This window comes from Achromobacter aegrifaciens (assembly GCF_902859735.1).
GTDB lineage: Bacteria > Pseudomonadota > Gammaproteobacteria > Burkholderiales > Burkholderiaceae_B > Achromobacter > Achromobacter aegrifaciens.
Window position 1 is genome coordinate 147763 of the sequence record NZ_CADIJY010000003.1, and the last position, 15974, is coordinate 163736.

16 protein-coding genes are annotated in these 15974 nt (G+C 65.3%); 9 read left to right on the plus strand and 7 right to left on the minus strand.

Annotation, left to right across the window (positions count from 1 at the left end; genetic code table 11):
• Window positions 1-16 precede the first annotated feature (16 nt).
• The gene (locus HV766_RS10645) at window positions 17-1432 is read left to right on the plus strand and encodes an NAD(P)/FAD-dependent oxidoreductase (RefSeq protein ID WP_175181250.1); all 1416 of its coding nucleotides are present in this window, start codon (window positions 17-19) and stop codon (window positions 1430-1432) included.
• Between the two features lie 84 nt (window positions 1433-1516).
• Complete coding sequence (locus HV766_RS10650; protein WP_175181130.1) at window positions 1517-2962, plus strand: amino acid permease; 1446 nt, start codon at window positions 1517-1519, stop codon at window positions 2960-2962.
• Between the two features lie 28 nt (window positions 2963-2990).
• On the opposite strand, the gene galU is transcribed toward HV766_RS10650, so the two are convergent.
• The gene (gene galU / locus HV766_RS10655) at window positions 2991-3842 is read right to left on the minus strand and encodes a UTP--glucose-1-phosphate uridylyltransferase GalU (RefSeq protein WP_054449934.1); all 852 of its coding nucleotides are present in this window, start codon (window positions 3840-3842) and stop codon (window positions 2991-2993) included.
• A 57-nt stretch (window positions 3843-3899) separates the two neighbouring features.
• On the opposite strand from galU, the gene HV766_RS10660 reads away from it, so the two are divergent.
• Window positions 3900-5426: a M48 family metalloprotease gene (locus tag HV766_RS10660; protein WP_054449936.1), complete on the plus strand. Its 1527-nt coding sequence runs from the start codon at window positions 3900-3902 to the stop codon at window positions 5424-5426.
• Window positions 5427-5462: 36 nt separating this feature from the next.
• Here the strand turns inward: HV766_RS10660 and HV766_RS10665 are convergent, their stop codons facing one another.
• The 4 genes from HV766_RS10665 to HV766_RS10680 all read right to left on the minus strand — a co-directional run bounded on the left by HV766_RS10665 (window position 5463) and on the right by HV766_RS10680 (window position 8254).
• Window positions 5463-6563 carry a YheT family hydrolase gene (locus tag HV766_RS10665; RefSeq protein WP_054449938.1) on the minus strand — a complete coding sequence of 367 codons (1101 nt, stop codon included), beginning with the start codon at window positions 6561-6563 and terminating at the stop codon, window positions 5463-5465.
• A 17-nt stretch (window positions 6564-6580) separates the two neighbouring features.
• Complete coding sequence (locus HV766_RS10670; protein WP_054449940.1) at window positions 6581-7003, minus strand: YybH family protein; 423 nt, start codon at window positions 7001-7003, stop codon at window positions 6581-6583.
• Window positions 7004-7040: 37 nt separating this feature from the next.
• Window positions 7041-7256, minus strand: coding sequence for a zinc-finger domain-containing protein (locus tag HV766_RS10675; protein WP_054449942.1), 216 nt, complete (start codon window positions 7254-7256; stop codon window positions 7041-7043).
• A 77-nt stretch (window positions 7257-7333) separates the two neighbouring features.
• The gene (locus HV766_RS10680; protein WP_054449943.1) at window positions 7334-8254 is read right to left on the minus strand and encodes a branched-chain amino acid transaminase; all 921 of its coding nucleotides are present in this window, start codon (window positions 8252-8254) and stop codon (window positions 7334-7336) included.
• 196 nt (window positions 8255-8450) lie between these two features.
• On the opposite strand from HV766_RS10680, the gene HV766_RS10685 reads away from it, so the two are divergent.
• The 3 genes from HV766_RS10685 (at window position 8451) to HV766_RS10695 (ending at window position 11331) form a co-directional block, all read left to right on the plus strand.
• Window positions 8451-9200 (plus strand): AzlC family ABC transporter permease, encoded by a 750-nt coding sequence (locus HV766_RS10685; RefSeq protein WP_175181131.1) that lies wholly within the window; start codon window positions 8451-8453, stop codon window positions 9198-9200.
• Window positions 9197-9532, plus strand: a complete 336-nt coding sequence (locus HV766_RS10690) for an AzlD domain-containing protein (RefSeq protein ID WP_054449947.1) — start codon at window positions 9197-9199, stop codon at window positions 9530-9532. The genes HV766_RS10685 and HV766_RS10690 overlap by 4 nt, the downstream gene beginning before the upstream one ends.
• 323 nt (window positions 9533-9855) lie before the next feature.
• Window positions 9856-11331: a DEAD/DEAH box helicase gene (locus HV766_RS10695; protein ID WP_156337298.1), complete on the plus strand. Its 1476-nt coding sequence runs from the start codon at window positions 9856-9858 to the stop codon at window positions 11329-11331.
• A gap of 81 nt (window positions 11332-11412) precedes the next feature.
• Here HV766_RS10695 and HV766_RS10700 read toward each other — a convergent pair whose 3' ends face one another.
• Window positions 11413-11796 (minus strand): thioredoxin family protein, encoded by a 384-nt coding sequence (locus HV766_RS10700; protein WP_175181132.1) that lies wholly within the window; start codon window positions 11794-11796, stop codon window positions 11413-11415.
• A 63-nt stretch (window positions 11797-11859) separates the two neighbouring features.
• Here HV766_RS10700 and HV766_RS10705 point away from each other — a divergent pair, with 63 nt between their 5' ends.
• The 3 genes from HV766_RS10705 to HV766_RS10715 all read left to right on the plus strand — a co-directional run bounded on the left by HV766_RS10705 (window position 11860) and on the right by HV766_RS10715 (window position 14551).
• The gene (locus HV766_RS10705; RefSeq protein WP_054449954.1) at window positions 11860-12669 is read left to right on the plus strand and encodes an EI24 domain-containing protein; all 810 of its coding nucleotides are present in this window, start codon (window positions 11860-11862) and stop codon (window positions 12667-12669) included.
• Between the two features lie 34 nt (window positions 12670-12703).
• Window positions 12704-13519 (plus strand): competence/damage-inducible protein A, encoded by an 816-nt coding sequence (locus tag HV766_RS10710; RefSeq protein ID WP_175181133.1) that lies wholly within the window; start codon window positions 12704-12706, stop codon window positions 13517-13519.
• 168 nt (window positions 13520-13687) lie between these two features.
• On the plus strand, window positions 13688-14551 hold the full coding sequence (locus HV766_RS10715) for an IclR family transcriptional regulator (protein ID WP_119449688.1): 864 nt from the start codon (window positions 13688-13690) through the stop codon (window positions 14549-14551).
• A gap of 81 nt (window positions 14552-14632) precedes the next feature.
• Here the strand turns inward: HV766_RS10715 and HV766_RS10720 are convergent, their stop codons facing one another.
• Window positions 14633-15610, minus strand: a complete 978-nt coding sequence (locus HV766_RS10720) for a tripartite tricarboxylate transporter substrate binding protein BugD (protein ID WP_054449960.1) — start codon at window positions 15608-15610, stop codon at window positions 14633-14635.
• Window positions 15611-15974: the final 364 nt, after the last annotated feature.

Here is a 15974-nt window from a genome sequence, read left to right on the forward strand (position 1 = left end):
TAAAGCCGCTTTGCTCATGATCATTTCACGCCATACAAGCCAAGCCGAACCTTTCCTGCAACGCAGCTTCTGGATGCAGGAGGCGGAGCCCGCCATGCAGGCAAGTGCGCCCATGACCGGTAGCCAGGCCGCCGACATCGTGATTATCGGTGGAGGCTATGTCGGCCTGTGGACGGCGTTGAGCATCAAGGAGCTCAGCCCTTGGTCCAAGGTCGTGGTCCTGGAACGCGACGTTTGCGGCGGGGGCGCTTCAGGGCGCAACGGCGGCATGGCCATGTCCTGGTGGCCGAAAATCGCTTCGTTGCTTGCTTTCGCGGATGCCGACGAGGCGCTGTTCCTGGCCCAGGCCTCGGAACGCGCCATCGATGAAATCGAACAGTTCTGCGGCCGCCATCGCATCGATGCGCACATCCGCCGCGGGGGATGGCTCTGGACTGCCACTTCCGAGGCGCAACAGGAGTCATGGGACGGCACGCTCCAGGCCTGCGCCCGGGTCGGCGCGCGTCCCTTCGAGTACGTACTCCCGGAGGACGTTGCACGTCGAACCGGGTCTCGTATGCACAGGGCGGGCGTGTTCGAGCGCGGCAATGCCACGGTGCAGCCGGCACGGTTGGTGCGCGGTATGCGCAGGGTGGCCCTGGAGCGCGGCATCGTGATCCACGAGAACACGCCGGTGCTGGAGTTGAGCGACGGCTATCCGGCGGTGATCCGCAGCGCCTTGGGCACCATGCTGGCCAAAAGCGTCGTGCTGGCGACGAATGCATGGGCCGCGGCCATTCCTGAAATCTCAAGGCTGATCGTGCCCGTCAACAGTTCCATCGTCGTGACGCAGGCGATCCCCGAGCGCCTGGCTTCCCTGGGCTGGACCGGAGGCGAAGCCATCACCGATTCGCAGTTGATGGTCGGGTATTACCGGACCACAAGAGACGGGCGGATCGCGTACGGCAAGGGTACGGGGGCGCTTTCCCGGGGAGGCGTCATCGACGCCACCTTCAGCCGCCACGAAGAAAGCTGCCGGATGGCGGAACAGGATTTCCGCCGCGCCTACCCGATGCTTGCCGATGTGCGCGTCTCGCATGCGTGGTCGGGCCCGATTGATCGGACTTACGACAGCCTGCCCGTTTTCGGCACCTTGTCCGGTACGGGGCACATCCACTACGGAGTGGGTTGGAGCGGCAACGGCGTCGCTCCCAGCCTGTTGGGCGGCAGGATTCTGGCGAGCCTGGCGCTGGATCGCAACGATTCTTGGCGCCGCTGCGCCCTGGTTGGCCGCAAGCCCAAGCGGTTTCCGCCCGAACCCATCAAGTACTTCGGCGGTTCGCTGGTCCGCAACGCCGTACGCAGAAAGGAAGCGCGCGAAGCGCGGGATCTTGCGCCGCGCTGGCTGGACGCGCTCCTGGCCGGGTTCGCGCCCGCGGGACTTGAAGATTAGGGTCAGGCGCGCCCTGCATCAGGCCTGTGCGGAAAAAACAAAACAAGCGCGTTCCATACCGGGGGCGCGGTCAAAGGAGAAAGCATGTCTAAGGGTGAGGGACTCAAGGGTGGGCTGCAATCGCGCCACATGACGATGATTTCCATTGCCGGGGTCATCGGCGCGGCCTTGTTTGTGGGGTCCGGCAAGCAGATCGCGCTGGCCGGACCCGCAGTGATCCTGGCTTATCTGGGCGGCGGGATCCTGGTGTTTCTAGTCATGCGCATGCTGGGCGAGATGGCCGTGGCCCAGCCCGATACCGGTTCCTTTTCGACTTACGCGGATCGCGCTATCGGGCGCTGGGCGGATTTCACCATCGGTTGGCTGTATTGGTACTTCTGGGCGCTGCTGATGGGGTGGGAAGCCTATGTCGCGGGACAGATTCTGCATGGCTGGTTCCCCGTGGCGCCCAATTGGGTCTACGCGCTGCTCCTGACGCTTGGGTTGATAGGCGTCAACTTCATGAACGTCAGGAACTACGGGGAATTCGAGTTTTGGTTCGGCCTGATCAAAGTGGTGGCCACCGTCTTGTTCCTGGTGGTCGGAACGCTGGCGGTTGTGCACCTGTGGCCCTTTGGCGATGCCGGCGGCATGTCCAATCTCGCCGATCGGGGTTTCATGCCCAATGGGCCCGGCGCCGTGGTCACCGCATTGCTGGGCATCATGTTCGCAATGATGGGCGCGGAAGTCGTCACGGTGGCGGCGGGAGAGACCTCCGAGCCCGGTGGCCAAATCGTGAAAGCCATCCGATCGGTGGTCTGGCGGATCTGCCTGTTCTATGTAGGGTCCATCTTTCTGGTGGTTTGCCTGGTGCCCTACGACACGCCCGCCCTGGTCGACCCGACGCGTGGCAGCTACAACGTGGTGCTGGACGCGATGGGCATTCCCTACGCACAATTGATCGTCAACGCCATCGTGCTGACTTCGGTCTGCAGCTGCTTCAACTCGGCGCTTTACGTCTCGTCGCGCATGCTCTATTCATTGGCCCGTCGCGGCGACGCGCATCGCATCATGGCCGTTACTGGCGTTTCGTCCGGTGCGCCGTACGTGGGCGTGGTCATATCCAGCGTGTTCGCATTCGTTGCCGTCTACATGATGGCGACGTCCTCGATGGACCTGTACGACGTCCTCATGCAAACCACGGGCTGCGTAGCGCTGTTCGTCTACCTGACCATCGCATGCTGCCAACTGCGCATGCGGCAGCGCCTGCAGGCTCAGGGAGCCGAACTGAAGTTCAAGATGTGGTTGTTTCCCTGGCTGACCTGGGCGGTCATCCTGTTCATCTGCGCAGCCTTGCTGACGATGGTGCTGGAGGGTACGTACCGCCAGGAGGTGCTGTACACGTCCGCACTGGGCGCCGTGATCGTCCTGATGGGCGTGGCGGCACAGCGCTTTGGCATCGGCGGGCCGAAGGCCCATGAGCCCTCGGCGCGGAAGATTCTGGAACAAGGCTTCAACGGCCGGCGCGAGGCCGCGGCGCTCAAGCCTTGACGCGGCACGAATAGCCGCAGGCTTGCGGCTATTCCGGCAGCAGGCCGTGGTACTTCTTGCCCAGCGCCACGGTGGCCTGGAACATGCCGGCCTTGCTGCCACAGTCGTAGCGCACGCCTTCATAGCGGTGCGCATACACGGCGCGCTCGCGCATCAGCGAGGCGATGCCGTCGGTCAGCTGGATCTCGTTGCCGGCGCCCATCTTGGTCGAGCGCAGGTGGTCGAAGATCGCGGCTTCCAGCACGTAGCGGCCCACCACGGCGAGCGTCGACGGCGCGGCTTCGGGGTCGGGCTTTTCGACGATATGGGTGACGCGTTCCGTGCGGCCGCTGGCGCTTGCCTCTCCCTGGCGGGTGGCCACGATGCCGTACTTGCGGGTATCCGCGCGCGGCACGTCCTGTACGCCGAGCACACTGGCGTTCTGCGCCACGGCCACGTCGATCAGCTGCTTCAGCGCGGGCTGGTCGGAGTCGATCAGGTCATCGGCGAGCAGCACGGCAAACGGTTCGTCGCCCACGGCCGGCGCGGCCGACAGCACCGCATGGCCCAGTCCCAGCGGGGCCGACTGGCGGATGTAGAGGCAATTCACATGCGCAGGTAGAATGCCCCGCACCATGGCCAAAAGCTCGTGCTTGCCCTTGCTTTCCAGGTCCGATTCGAGTTCCGGCGCGGAGTCGAAGTGGTCTTCGATGGCGCGCTTGTTGCGCCCCGTCACGAAGATGAGATCGGTGATCCCGGCGGCCACGGCTTCTTCCACGGCGTATTGGATCAGCGGCTTGTCGACCACGGGCAGCATTTCCTTGGGCATCGCCTTGGTGGCGGGCAGGAAGCGCGTACCCATGCCGGCGACGGGGAAAACGGCTTTACGGACAGGACGCATTGAGACCTCGTTGGGGCTATCGATGAAACATTTTAAGCGCATCGCTATCATAGGCTTATGAACCGCAGGAAAATGCCATCCATTTGCTCGATTGCGAAACGGGGTGCAATCGTCGGGCTGTCCGTGGCCCTGGCCGTGCCCGCCCTCCCTATCGCCGCCTGGGCGCAGCCCGTAGGCCTGCCCTCGATGGGTGCGGCCTCTGCCGCTGAACTGTCCCCTGCGCTGGAGCGCAGCCTGGGCGAGGCCATCATGGCCCAGGGGCGGCGCGACCCGACCTATGTGGACGATTCCGAACTCAGCCAGTACCTCACCACCATGGGGCGCAAACTGGCGGCCTTTGCGCCCGGCGCGGTCCCCGAGGTCGAGATGTTCGGCGTGCGCGACCCCGAAATCAACGCTTTCGCCATGCCCGGCGGCTTCATCGGCGTCAATACGGGACTGATCGTGGCTTCCGCCAGCGAGTCCGAACTGGCGGCGGTGCTGGCGCACGAAATCGGCCACGTCGTGCAGCGCCACATCGCCCGCGGCATGACCCAGCAGAACCAGAACAGCATGGTGATGCTGGCGAGCCTGGCGGGGGCGCTGCTGGCGGCCCTGGCCGGGGGCGGCGGCAACCTGGCGGTGGGCGTGGCGGCATTCGGCCAGGCCGCGGCCATCAACCGCCAGCTGGGTTTTTCACGCGATGCGGAACGCGAAGCCGACCGGGCCGGGCTGCAGATGCTGACCAAGGCGGGCTACGACGCCGAAGGCATGGCGCAGATGTTCGGGCGCCTGATGAATGCGTCGCGCCTGAATGAAGGCGCGGGCGGCGGCTCATGGGCCAGCACCCACCCGCTGTCCATCGAGCGTATGTCGGACGTGCAGAATCGGGTGCGCAACCAGTCTCCGGTGGCGCGCCACGTGGATAGCGACGATTTCTGGTACATACGCGCCAAGATGCGCGTGGTGCAGGGCCGCGACGCGGTCAGCCTGCGCACCGCCGGCCAGCAATTGCAGGACGAGGCCCAGGCCCTGTCGGGCGTGCGCAAGTCGGCCGCCTACTACGGCCTGGCGCTGCAGGCGTTCCAGCGCAACAACCTGGCCGAGGCCGAGCGCAACTGGAACCTGGCGTCGGCGGACGGTCGAAGCTCGGCCCAGCTGGCCAAGCTCAGTGTGGATATCGCCCTGGCCCGCAAGGAGTACCCCCGGGCGCTGGAGCTCGCCCAGGCTGGCACCAAGCGCTGGCCCGCCCACCGAGCCCTGGGCATCGCCTACGCCCAGGCGCTGCAAAGCGTCGGCCGCCACACGGACGCGCAGGAATACCTGCGGGCCAAGATCAAGCAATGGGGCAGCGACGAGCCCAGCCTCTACCAGATGCTGGCGCAGAGCGAAGACCGCAACGGCAAGCCCGTGGCCGCGCGCCGCGACCAGGCGCGCTTTTACGTCATGACGGGCGCATACGCCGCCGCGGAATCGCAGCTGCAGCAGGCGCGCAACATGTCCACCGACTTCTACGAGCAGTCTCAGATCGACGTGCAGATCAAGGAAGTGAAGGACAAGCTGGCCGAAGAGCGCCAGTTGCTGGAACGCTTCAAGTCGGGCTGAGCGCCCGGCCGAGCCGGGCAGGGCGCAGGACGCGCCCTACAGGCCGGTTTCGAAGAAGCGTCCCAGCCGCTGGGGCAGCCAGTTCAGGTGGGCGGGGAAGCTGCCGGTCGGAAAACCGGCATGGCCGCCATCGGTAGGCTGATGCAGCAGGATGGTGGACGAGCATTCCTCGGGCGTCGGCAGCGACGCGGCCGGCACGAACGGATCGTTGCGGGCATTGAGCACCAGCGTCGGCACGGATATCTTCGGCAGCCAGGGCTTGCTGGACGCCCGCGTCCAGTAATCCAGCGCATTGCGAAAGCCGTGCATGGGCGCGGTGTACGTGTCGTCGAATTCGCGCAGATCATGCGCATGGGCGATGCGCATGACGTCCACGGCGCCGGGATAGCGGTGCGCCTTCTCCAGCACCTTGTGCTTGAGCGTCTTCAGGAAATGGGCGGTGTAGACCCTGCGGTTGAATATGCCGGTGGACAGCGTCTTGCCGCAGGCCACCAGGTCCAGCGGCACGGACACGCCCGCGCAGGCCGTCAGCCAGCCGGTATCCTCCTGGTGTTCGCCCAGGTATTTGAGCAGGGCGTTGCCCCCCAGCGATACGCCGACCGCATGCCAGCGAGCATGCGGGATGCGCTGGCGCACGGTATTCAGCATAAAACCGACCTCGGCCGAATCACCCGAGTAGTAGGCGCGGGCCAGGCGGTTGGGCACGCCCGAACAGCCGCGGAAATGCGCGATCACCACGATCCAGCCGCGCGCGCGGAAGTGATGCGCGATGGACTGCGCATAGCGGCTATTGCTGCCGCCTTCCAGGCCGTGGAACAGGATCAGAGCTGGGGTATCGGGCGTATGCGGCAGGGACTTCCAGTCCGCATCCGTCATCCACCGGGCCGCGGCGGTCTTGCCATTGGCAACCGGACGCTGGCCGCTGACGGGCGCACCGTCGGCGGACTTGTGTGGGAACAGGCCCGGACCGGTCCAATCGAAATCGACAAAGTCGGTGTCGGGCGTGTCCACCCGTTCGCGCACGAATGCGATGCGGTGATACTGCGCGAACAGGGCGGCATAAACCGTCTGGCTGTCGCCTCCGGGCAACCAGGAGGGGACGGGACAGGGCGTTGTATCAAGACGAGCAGCGGCCAACTAAAAATCCACCCGATTCAGTGCAGCATGTCGGGTACGTCGTGCAAGTCGAGCACCCCGGCTTCGGTGGGCGCCGGCGAGGCATGGTGCATGACCATGCGCCAGCCGGTGGGCCCCTTGTGGTAGATGTTGGTGGCGTAGCAATTGGCGAATTGCGTGCCTTCCCGCGTCTGCACCGCCACCTGTTCCACCAGCACGTGCACCGCGCACATCATGCTGAGCATGACCAGCGGGCGCAATGGGCGCACGTGCAGCGGGCCGTTGGCCAGCACCTGCTGCCAGGAATCGTGCACCGCCGAGTGGCCGACGATGCGCAGGCCCCCCGGATGGATGCAGACGACTTCCTCGTCGTCCGCCCAGACTTGCATCAGGCGTACGACGTCCGCCTGGTCGAGGGCTTCGTAGAACGCGTGCTCTGCTTCTTCGGGCGTGGCGAACATGGCGGCGGAAACGGGTGGACGTTGTAGAGCGGGTGACTCAGTGGCCGTGCAATACGGTGCCGGGCTTCAGGCGGTATTCGGCGCCGCAGTAGGCGCAACTGGCGGAGCCGGTGCGGGCCACGTCCAGGAACACGCGCGGATGCATGCTCCAGAGCGGCGCCTTGGGGCCCGGACAGAACACGGGCAGGTCGTCAGCGCCGACCTCGATGACTTCGTGGGGGTGGGGGACGGCGGCCGGAGCAGCAGCGGTCATGGATATTCCTGAAAAAAAACCGGTAATCGGCAGGTTGGGGCAATGATGCGGCCTGGTCATGGACCGGGCCGCGCGGATCAGACTTTACTCAGCCAGTGATGGTACTTCGGGTTGCGGCCATTCACCACGTCAAAAAAAGCTTTCTGCAGCCGCTCCGTGATCGGGCCGCGCCGGCCGGAGCCGATCTGGCGGTTGTCCACTTCGCGGATGGGGGTCACTTCGGCGGCCGTGCCGGTGAAGAACGCCTCGTCGGCGATGTAGACGTCATCGCGTGTCAGGCGCTTGGTCACCACGCGCAAGCCCAGGTCGGCGGCCAGCGCATGGATGGTGGAGCGGGTAATGCCGGTCAGGGCGGATGCGATCTCAGGCTCGCAGAGCACGCCGTCCTTGACGATGAAGAGATTTTCGCCGGAACCCTCGGCCACGAAGCCTTCCGTGTCCAGCAGCAGGGCTTCGTCGTAGCCGTCCTGCAGGGCTTCGGTATTGGCCAGGATCGAATTGGCGTAGGTGGTGGCCACCTTGGCGCGCGGCATCGTGACGTTCACGTGCTGGCGCGCGAATGACGACACCTTGACGCGGATGCCTGCGGACAGCGCCTCTTCGCCCAGATAGGCGCCCCAGGGCCAGGCGGCGATGGCCACGTGCACCCGGGCGCCCTTGGGCGACACGCCCATTTTTTCGGGGCCGTAGAACACCAGGGGGCGCAGGTAGCCGGCTTCCAGCTGGTTTTCGCGCACGACCGTCCGCTGCGCCTCGTTGATCGTGTCGCGATCGAAGGGCATCGGGATCTGGTAGATGTGAGCCGAATTGAAGAGGCGGTTGGTGTGGTCTTCGAGGCGGAAGATGGCGGTGCCGATCTCGGAGCGGTAGGCGCGCACGCCTTCGAATACCGACAGGCCGTAATGCAGGGAGTGCGTCAGGACGTGCGTGGTCGCGTCTCGCCACGGTACGAGCTTGCCGTCATACCAGATGAAGCCGTCGCGGTCTGCCATCGACATGGTCTACTCCCAAGCGCCCAAGAATCCCGAGGCCCGTATTGTATCAAGCAGCGAGGTTACAATACGCCCCTATTCGCGCCCCGGCGCGGCGCCGCCAGGCCCGCGCGTAGTGATCCCGGCGGGCGAACGGGTTGTCGTGCGTTCCTTTTCCTTAGAGTTTCCATGTCGTCCTGTCCGAATCGCCAGGGGCCAGCAGTTGTCCTCTGAATCCGCGCTTCCTGAATCCGAAGACCCCGTCGCGGTCCGCCAGGAGCGTATCGCTGCATTCCGGGCTGGCGTGCACGCCATCGTGCCCGCCCTGATCGCCACCGCAACTTGGGGGCTGGTCACCGGCGTGGCCATGGTCAAGTCGGGCTTGACCGAAACCATGGCGCTGGCCATGACCCTGTTGCTGTACGCGGGCTCGGCCCAACTGACGTCCCTGCCGCTCATCGCTACTGGCGCGCCGCTTTGGCTGATCTTCGCCGCCGGCTGCGTGGTGAACCTGCGCTTTCTCATTTTCGGCGCGGCGCTGCATCCCTATTTCCGCCACCTGTCCTGGCCCAAGAGGCTGGGGCTGGGGTATTTCACGACCGACATGGGCTTCGTGCTGTTCATGCCGCGCTTTGGCGATGCGGCCGTGCGCGGCACCCGCGAGCAGCTCTGGTTCTTCCTGGGCGCCATCGCGCCGGGCTGGTTCGTGTGGCAGACCTCGTCCATCGTCGGCATCTATCTGGGCTCCATGGTGCCCACGGACTGGTCGCTGGACTTTGCCGCGGTGCTGGCGCTGCTGGCCATCACGGTGCCGCTGGCCAGCACCAAGCCCATGCTGATTTCCATGCTGGCAGCCGGCGTGGTCGCCTGGACCGGGCAGGTCCTGCCGCTGCGCCTGGGCCTGGCCGCCGCCGTGGTGGCGGGCGTGGTCGCCGGCATTTGGGCCGAACGCTACTTCAAGGCCCGCGCATGACCCTCTGGCCTGCTGAAATCTACGTCTATTCCGCCATCCTGCTGCTGGCGCTGTGCAGTGTGCTGACGCGCGCCGGCTTCATGCTGTTCGGCGACTACATCCCCCTGCCGGAAGGCGTGCGCCGCGCCTTGCGCTACGCGCCCGCCGCCGCCCTGACCGCCATCATCGTGCCCGACCTGCTGCCCTGGAAGGCCGGCCTGGGGCCGGTGTTCGACTACAAGCTGGTCGCGGGCGTACTCGCCATCCTGGTATTCCTGCGCACCCGCAGCGCGGTGCTGGTCATCATCGTCGGCATGCTGGCGCTCTGGGGCCTGCGCTGGCTGGCCGGCTAAGAGTCATTACCCAAAACGTCCATCCAGTGGACGCGGCTGGTATGCCCGGCGGGCGCTTGCTGACAGCGGGCGGAAGGCGTTTGCAATGCCTTTCAGAAGGCGGCTGGACCGTGTGGTAATGCGGCTGCGCTAAAATCATGTTATCCACAGCAATCCGGGCCTGGTACTGCCCTCATAAGTATCGAATCCAGAATGCGCCGCCTGGCCAGCAAGGCAGGATGCAGATTGCGCGTGTTCAGGTTGTTCCGATGCATATGTAGTGCAGTGCGCGTAGCACTCTCGTTTTGTTCTTTTTCACTGGTCCCGGTATCTGCCTAACCCTGATGACTGAATCCACTCAATCCGTAGCACCTGCCGCGCCCGCGCCGACGTTCACCGATTTCGGGCTGCACCCTCTGCTTCTGCAGTCCATCGCCGAAACCGGCTACACCACGCCCACGCCGATCCAGGCGCAGGCCATCCCCGTCGTGGTGGAAGGGCGCGACGTCATGGGCGCAGCCCAGACCGGCACCGGCAAGACGGCCGCCTTTACGCTGCCCATCCTGCATCGCCTCATGCCGCTGGCCAATACCAGCGCATCGCCCGCGCGCCATCCGGTGCGCGCGCTGATCCTGACGCCCACGCGCGAACTGGCCGACCAGGTCTACGAAAGCGTCAAGCGCTACAGCAAGCAGACGCCCCTGCGTTCGGCGGTGGTGTTCGGCGGCGTGGATATCGGTCCGCAGAAGGAAGCCCTGCGCCGCGGCTGCGAAGTGCTGGTGGCCACGCCCGGCCGCCTGCTCGACCACGTCGAGCAAAAGAACGTGAACCTGAGCCAGGTCGGCATCCTGGTATTGGACGAAGCCGACCGCATGCTGGACATGGGCTTTCTGCCCGACCTGGAGCGCATCATCCGCCTGCTGCCCGCGCAGCGCCAGGGCCTGCTGTTCTCCGCCACGTTCAGCAATGAAATCCGCAAGCTGGGCCGCTCGTACCTGAATCAACCGGTCGAAATCGAAGTCGCGGCGCGCAACGCCACCGCCAACACGATCACCCAGATCGCCTACAAGATGCCCAGCGACGCCAAGCGCGCCGCGGTCGTGCATCTGGTGAAGTCGCGCGGCCTGAACCAGGTCATCGTGTTTTCCAACACCAAGATCGGCACGGCGAGGTTGGCCCGCGACCTGGAACGCGATGGCGTCAAGGCTGAATCCATTCATGGCGACAAGACCCAGGCTGACCGCATGAAGGCGCTGGAAGCCTTCAAGGCCGGCGAACTGGAAGTGCTGGTGGCTACCGACGTGGCCGCGCGCGGCCTGGACGTGGCTGGCGTGCCTTGCGTCATCAACTACGACCTGCCGTACAACGCGGAAGACTACGTGCACCGTATCGGCCGCACGGGCCGCGCGGGCGCATCGGGCGAGGCCATCGCCTTGTTCACGCCCGACGAAGAACGCTTCCTGCTCGACATCGAAAAACTCATCAAGCGCGAAGTGCCGCGCGGCACCCTGGATGTTCCTGCCGACCTGGTCGCGCGCAGCCACCGCCGCAGCGACGAGCGCCGCGGTTCGTCGTCGCGCGAAGGGCGCGAGGGTCGTGAAAGCCGTGACAGCCGCGGCGACCGCGGCCGTTCGTCCGACCGCCGCTCCGGCTATTCGTCCGGCGCGCCGCGCCAGCCCGTGGACGATTTCTTCCTGAAGCCCTACGAGCCCTCGGCGCCGTCCGCGCCCGCCGAAGAACCGGCGCCCAGGAGCAATGGCGCATCCTCGGGGCCGAAGCGCCAGATCGCCGTCCTGCTGGGCGGCAGCCGCAAGCCCTGAAAGGCGCCGGCATGAAAAAACCCGCAAGCCCTTAGGTTTGCGGGTTTTTTTATGGCTGGCCCGCGTGACGCCCGCTGCGGCTCAGGTGGCCAGCATGCGCGGCAGGTCCGGCAGCGCGGTGGCGACCGCAGGGCTGTTTTCATTCAGGCTTTCGAGCAGGCGTTCCAGGTGGCCGATGTGCGGCAGCATGGGGCCGTAGAACACCACCTTCGATCCGATCTGCACCAGCAGCGTGGGGAAGTTCTCCACGTCTTCGTCGCCCAAGAGTTCGGCGTGGTCCTCGATGTCGATCCAGGCGAAGACGTGCCGCGGCATGGCGGCGGCCAGCGCTTGCAGCTTGGGCTTGTATTGCTCGCAGGTGTCGCACCAGGCCGCGCAGAAGCAGGCCACCAGCCAGGCGTCGGGCGATGAGCCCAGCCGCGCGCGCAGCGCGGCCAGGTCGGTATCGGGTACAAGTAGGGACATGTGGGCAGATGAAGGCGTGTTTGACTATCATACCCGGGATGTCTACCCCCTCATTCCTCGTCCATGACTGCTTTGCGCACTGATTCCGCCACGCCCGACAACGGCCGATTTTCCGCTGCCGGGGCCGGCGCCGTCAGCGTGGGCCAGGCGTTCAAGCGCGCCCTGGTGTCCCAATGCCATCCCTCCATGCTGTTCGCGGTGCTGCTGCCGTTCCTGATCGCGCTGGTGGGGGCCCTGTTGCTGCTGTACCTGTTCTGGACACCGCTCAACGAATGGCTGGCGGCCGAGGCGGCGCGCTGGGACTTCGTCAACCGGGCCGAGGACTGGATGCTGGCGATGGGGCTGTTCTCGCTCAAGGTCTACATGATCCCCGTGATCGCGGTGGCCATCCTGTTGCCGGTATCGGGCATCCTCGGCCTGGCGATTGCCGCCGTGTTCGTGATGCCGCTGGTGCTGAACCACGTCGGCAAGCGTGAGTATGTGAGCGTCACGCGGCAAGGCAAGCATGCGACGGCGGTCAGCGTATGGAACGCGATCTGGGTATCGCTGGCCTTTGCCGCGGGCTGGCTGCTGACGCTGCCGCTGTGGCTGGTGCCGCCCATGGCTATCGCCTTGTCGATCTTCTGGTGGGCGTTCGCGTTTTCGCGCATGATGCGCGTGGACGCCATCGTCGAACACGCCAGCCCCGCCGAGCGCAAGCTGATCCTGGAACGCAACAACGGCGGCTTCTGGACCATAGGCCTGATCTGCTCGCTGTTGAACCTGTTGCCGCCCGCGTGGGTCATCCTGCCGGTGTTCTCGGCCCTGGTCTACGCCCACTACGGTCTGGAAGCGCTCAAGCGCTTGCGCGAGGACCGGGTCATCGACGTCTGAACCGCGTCATTCTTCTCAACTTCTGGAATCGGACATGGCCGCAGAATCCGCCGCCCGCCGCATTGGCCTCATCATCGTAGGGGACGAAATCCTCTCGGGCCGCCGTCAGGACAAGCATTTTTCCAAGGTCGTCGAGCTTCTGGGCGCGCGCGGCATGCAGTTGGGCTGGGCTGAAATCGTGCCCGACGACCGCGACACGCTCATCGCCACCTACAAGCGCAGCTTTGCCACCGGCGATGTGGTGTTTTCCTGTGGCGGCATCGGCGGCACGCCCGATGACCACACGCGCCAGGCCGCCGCGGCCGCGCTCGGCCTGCCGCTGGCGCTGCACCCGGAGGCCGAAGAGGCCATCGCGCTGCGCACGGCCGAGATGGCTGCCAAGGGGCAGGGCACAGCCGACATGAGCGCGCCGGAAAACCAGCAGCGCCTGCAGATGGGCGTGTTTCCGGAAGGCTGCGAGATCGTCCCGAATCCCTACAACCGCATTCCCGGCTTCTTCATCAAGGACCACACCTTCGTGCCGGGCTTTCCCGTCATGGCGTGGCCCATGCTGGAATGGACGCTGGACACGCGCTATCGTGCGCTGCAGCATGTGCGCGCCCACGCGGAGCATTCCTTCCTGGTATTCAGCATGCCCGAATCGCGTATTACGCCGGCCATGCAGGCCGTGGAAACGCGCTGGCCCGGCGTGCGCGCGTTCAGCCTGCCCAGCGTGGGCGAGGCCGGCGGCACCCCCCATATCGACCTGGGCGTGAAGGGCGAACCGGTCGCGGCAGCCGAAGCGCTGGAGTATTTGCGGGCCGAGGTGCTGCGCCTGGGAGGCAGGCTGGCGCCCCCGCCAGTAGCCTGAAGTCAGGGCCGCACCCGATGTGCGGCCCTTTTTTTGATACAAAAAGCGGTTGCCAAACGCGCCAGTAAATTTCACAATACGGGAAAGAACTGTTTGCTGCAATGCCGCAAGTCCGGTTCCCTAAGGTGGGGCCCTACAGGCGGCGCGGCTGTCCACGCCCCCCTTTCCATGTCCCGTCTCCCCACTACCCGCAACGCCCTGGACGCCGAGACCGAAGGCGCCTCCGCCCATCCCATCGCCATCCAGGTGATCGAACGCGCCATGCGTCTGCTCGATGCCCTGGCCGCGCAGCCGGATCCGGTAACGCTGAAAGAACTGTCCGCGACCACGGGCCTGCATGCGTCCACCGCGCATCGCATCCTTAACGACCTGGTCGTGGGCCGCTATGTCGAACGCGTCGACAACGGCCTGTATCAGCTGGGCATGCGCCTGCTGGAGCTGGGTTCGCTGGTAAAGGGGCGCCTGAACGTGCGCGAGGCGGCCATTTCCGCCATGCGCTCGCTGCACAAGCTGACCGGGCAGACCATCAACCTGTCGGTCCAGCAGGGCGACGAGATCGTCTACATCGACCGCGCCTGGAGCGAGCGTTCCGGCATGCAGGTGGTCCGCGCCATCGGCGGCCGCGCGCCGCTGCACCTGACCTCCACCGGCAAGCTGTTCCTGTCCACCGCCGATGCGCGCCAGGTCCGGGCCTACGCGCTGCGCACCGGCCTGGCCGGCCACACGCGCAACAGCCTGACCGACCTGGACCGCCTGGAGCGCGAACTGGCGTTAGTGCGGCGCCACGGTTATGCGCGCGACAACGAAGAACTGGAACTCGGCGTGCGCTGCATCGCCGCCGGCATTTTCGACGATACCGGCAAGTTGGTCGCCGGCCTGTCCATTTCGGCCCCCGCCGAGCGCCTGCAGGACGACTGGATCAAGGCGCTGGTCGACACCGCCGCCAGCATCTCGGAAGCGCTGGGCTACGAGCCCTCCGTTTCCACCGGCTTCAACGGTCTGGGCATGGCCGCAGAGGCTCTGCGCCCGTAATCCAGGGCCGGCCTGCAAAAAAAGAAAAGCCCCGGACGGGGCTTTTCTTTTTGCATGCGCCGCCAGGGCGCATGGTTTGGGTTACTGCTGTTCGACGCCAGCCTTCTTGAACAGCTCGCCCCACTGCGGGACTTGCTGCTTGACCTTGGCTTCCAGGGCTTGCGGGTTCGCTTCGGACGTCAGCACCGTCGCGCCCAGCTGCTTCATGCGTTCCTGGAATTTGGGATCGGCCAGGCCAGCCTGCAGGCTCTTGACCAGCTTGTCGACGACGGGCTTGGGCGTGCCCTTCGGCACCCACATGCCATGCCAGATGCCCACTTCGAAGCCCTTGTAGCCGGATTCGTCCATGGTCGGCAGGTTCGGCAGCGTGGGGACGCGCTTCAGGCTGGTGACTGCGTAGGCCTTCACCTTGCCGCTGTCGATCTGCTGGGTGGTGTTGGTGGTCTGGTCGCAGAGCAGGTCCACCTGCTTGCCCAGCAGGTCGTTCATGGCGGGCGCCGTACCCTTGTAGGGGATGGTCAGCAGCTGTACGCCCAGCGCCTCGACCAGCATGGTGCCGCACAGATGGCTGGCGGCGCCGATGCCGGCGTTGGCCAGGGACACCTTGTCCTTGTTCTGTTTGACGTACTCGGCCAGTTCCTTGATGTTGTTGGGCGGGAAGTCCGAACGCGCGATGATGGTCATCGGCACGTCGACCACCAGGCCGATGGGCTCGAAGCTCTTGTAGGGGTCGTACCCCGGATTCTTGTACAGCGAGGGCGCCGTCGAGAAGCCGGCGTGCATCAGCAGGACGGAGTAGCCGTCAGGCTGGGCGCGCGCTACCTGGGTCGTGCCGATGGTGCCGCCGGCGCCGCCCTTGTTCTCGACCACGACCGTCTGGCCCAGGCTCGGCCGCATGGCTTCCGCGAGCGAACGCGCGACGTTGTCCGTCGGGCCGCCAGCGGCGAACGGCACCACCATGTTGATGGGGCGATCCGGATATTCGGCTTGGGCGGCGCCGGCTGCGAGCATGGCGCTGGCCGCGAGCAAGGCCGAAAGCGTGCGGGGGATGAGGGTCATGGAGTCTCCAATTGCAGGGTTTGCTGCGATTTGCTGTTGCGCGCTGACTTGTGGGTTTATTTGTCTGTCATCAGCGTGAAAGCAGTTTAGAAAACAATTGATACGACGTCACTTCGGGTATTTCCTGAATCCTGGGAAACCTTTGTGCTGGATCAAACCCGGACAAGGCATGCACCGTCAAAGTGCAATTCTTTGTTGCGTCGCACAAAAACTCCTTGACAAGGATTTTTCTCAGCCTAGAATGTCAATTGTGCAGTGCATCAAACGGGCCGGCGGTAGCTTGTAGTACCAGTTTCCGCGCACGTTTCTATAGTTCGTCGCAGACAACCATTCCTTATTTGCCGGACAGCCTCCGGCTACCCTG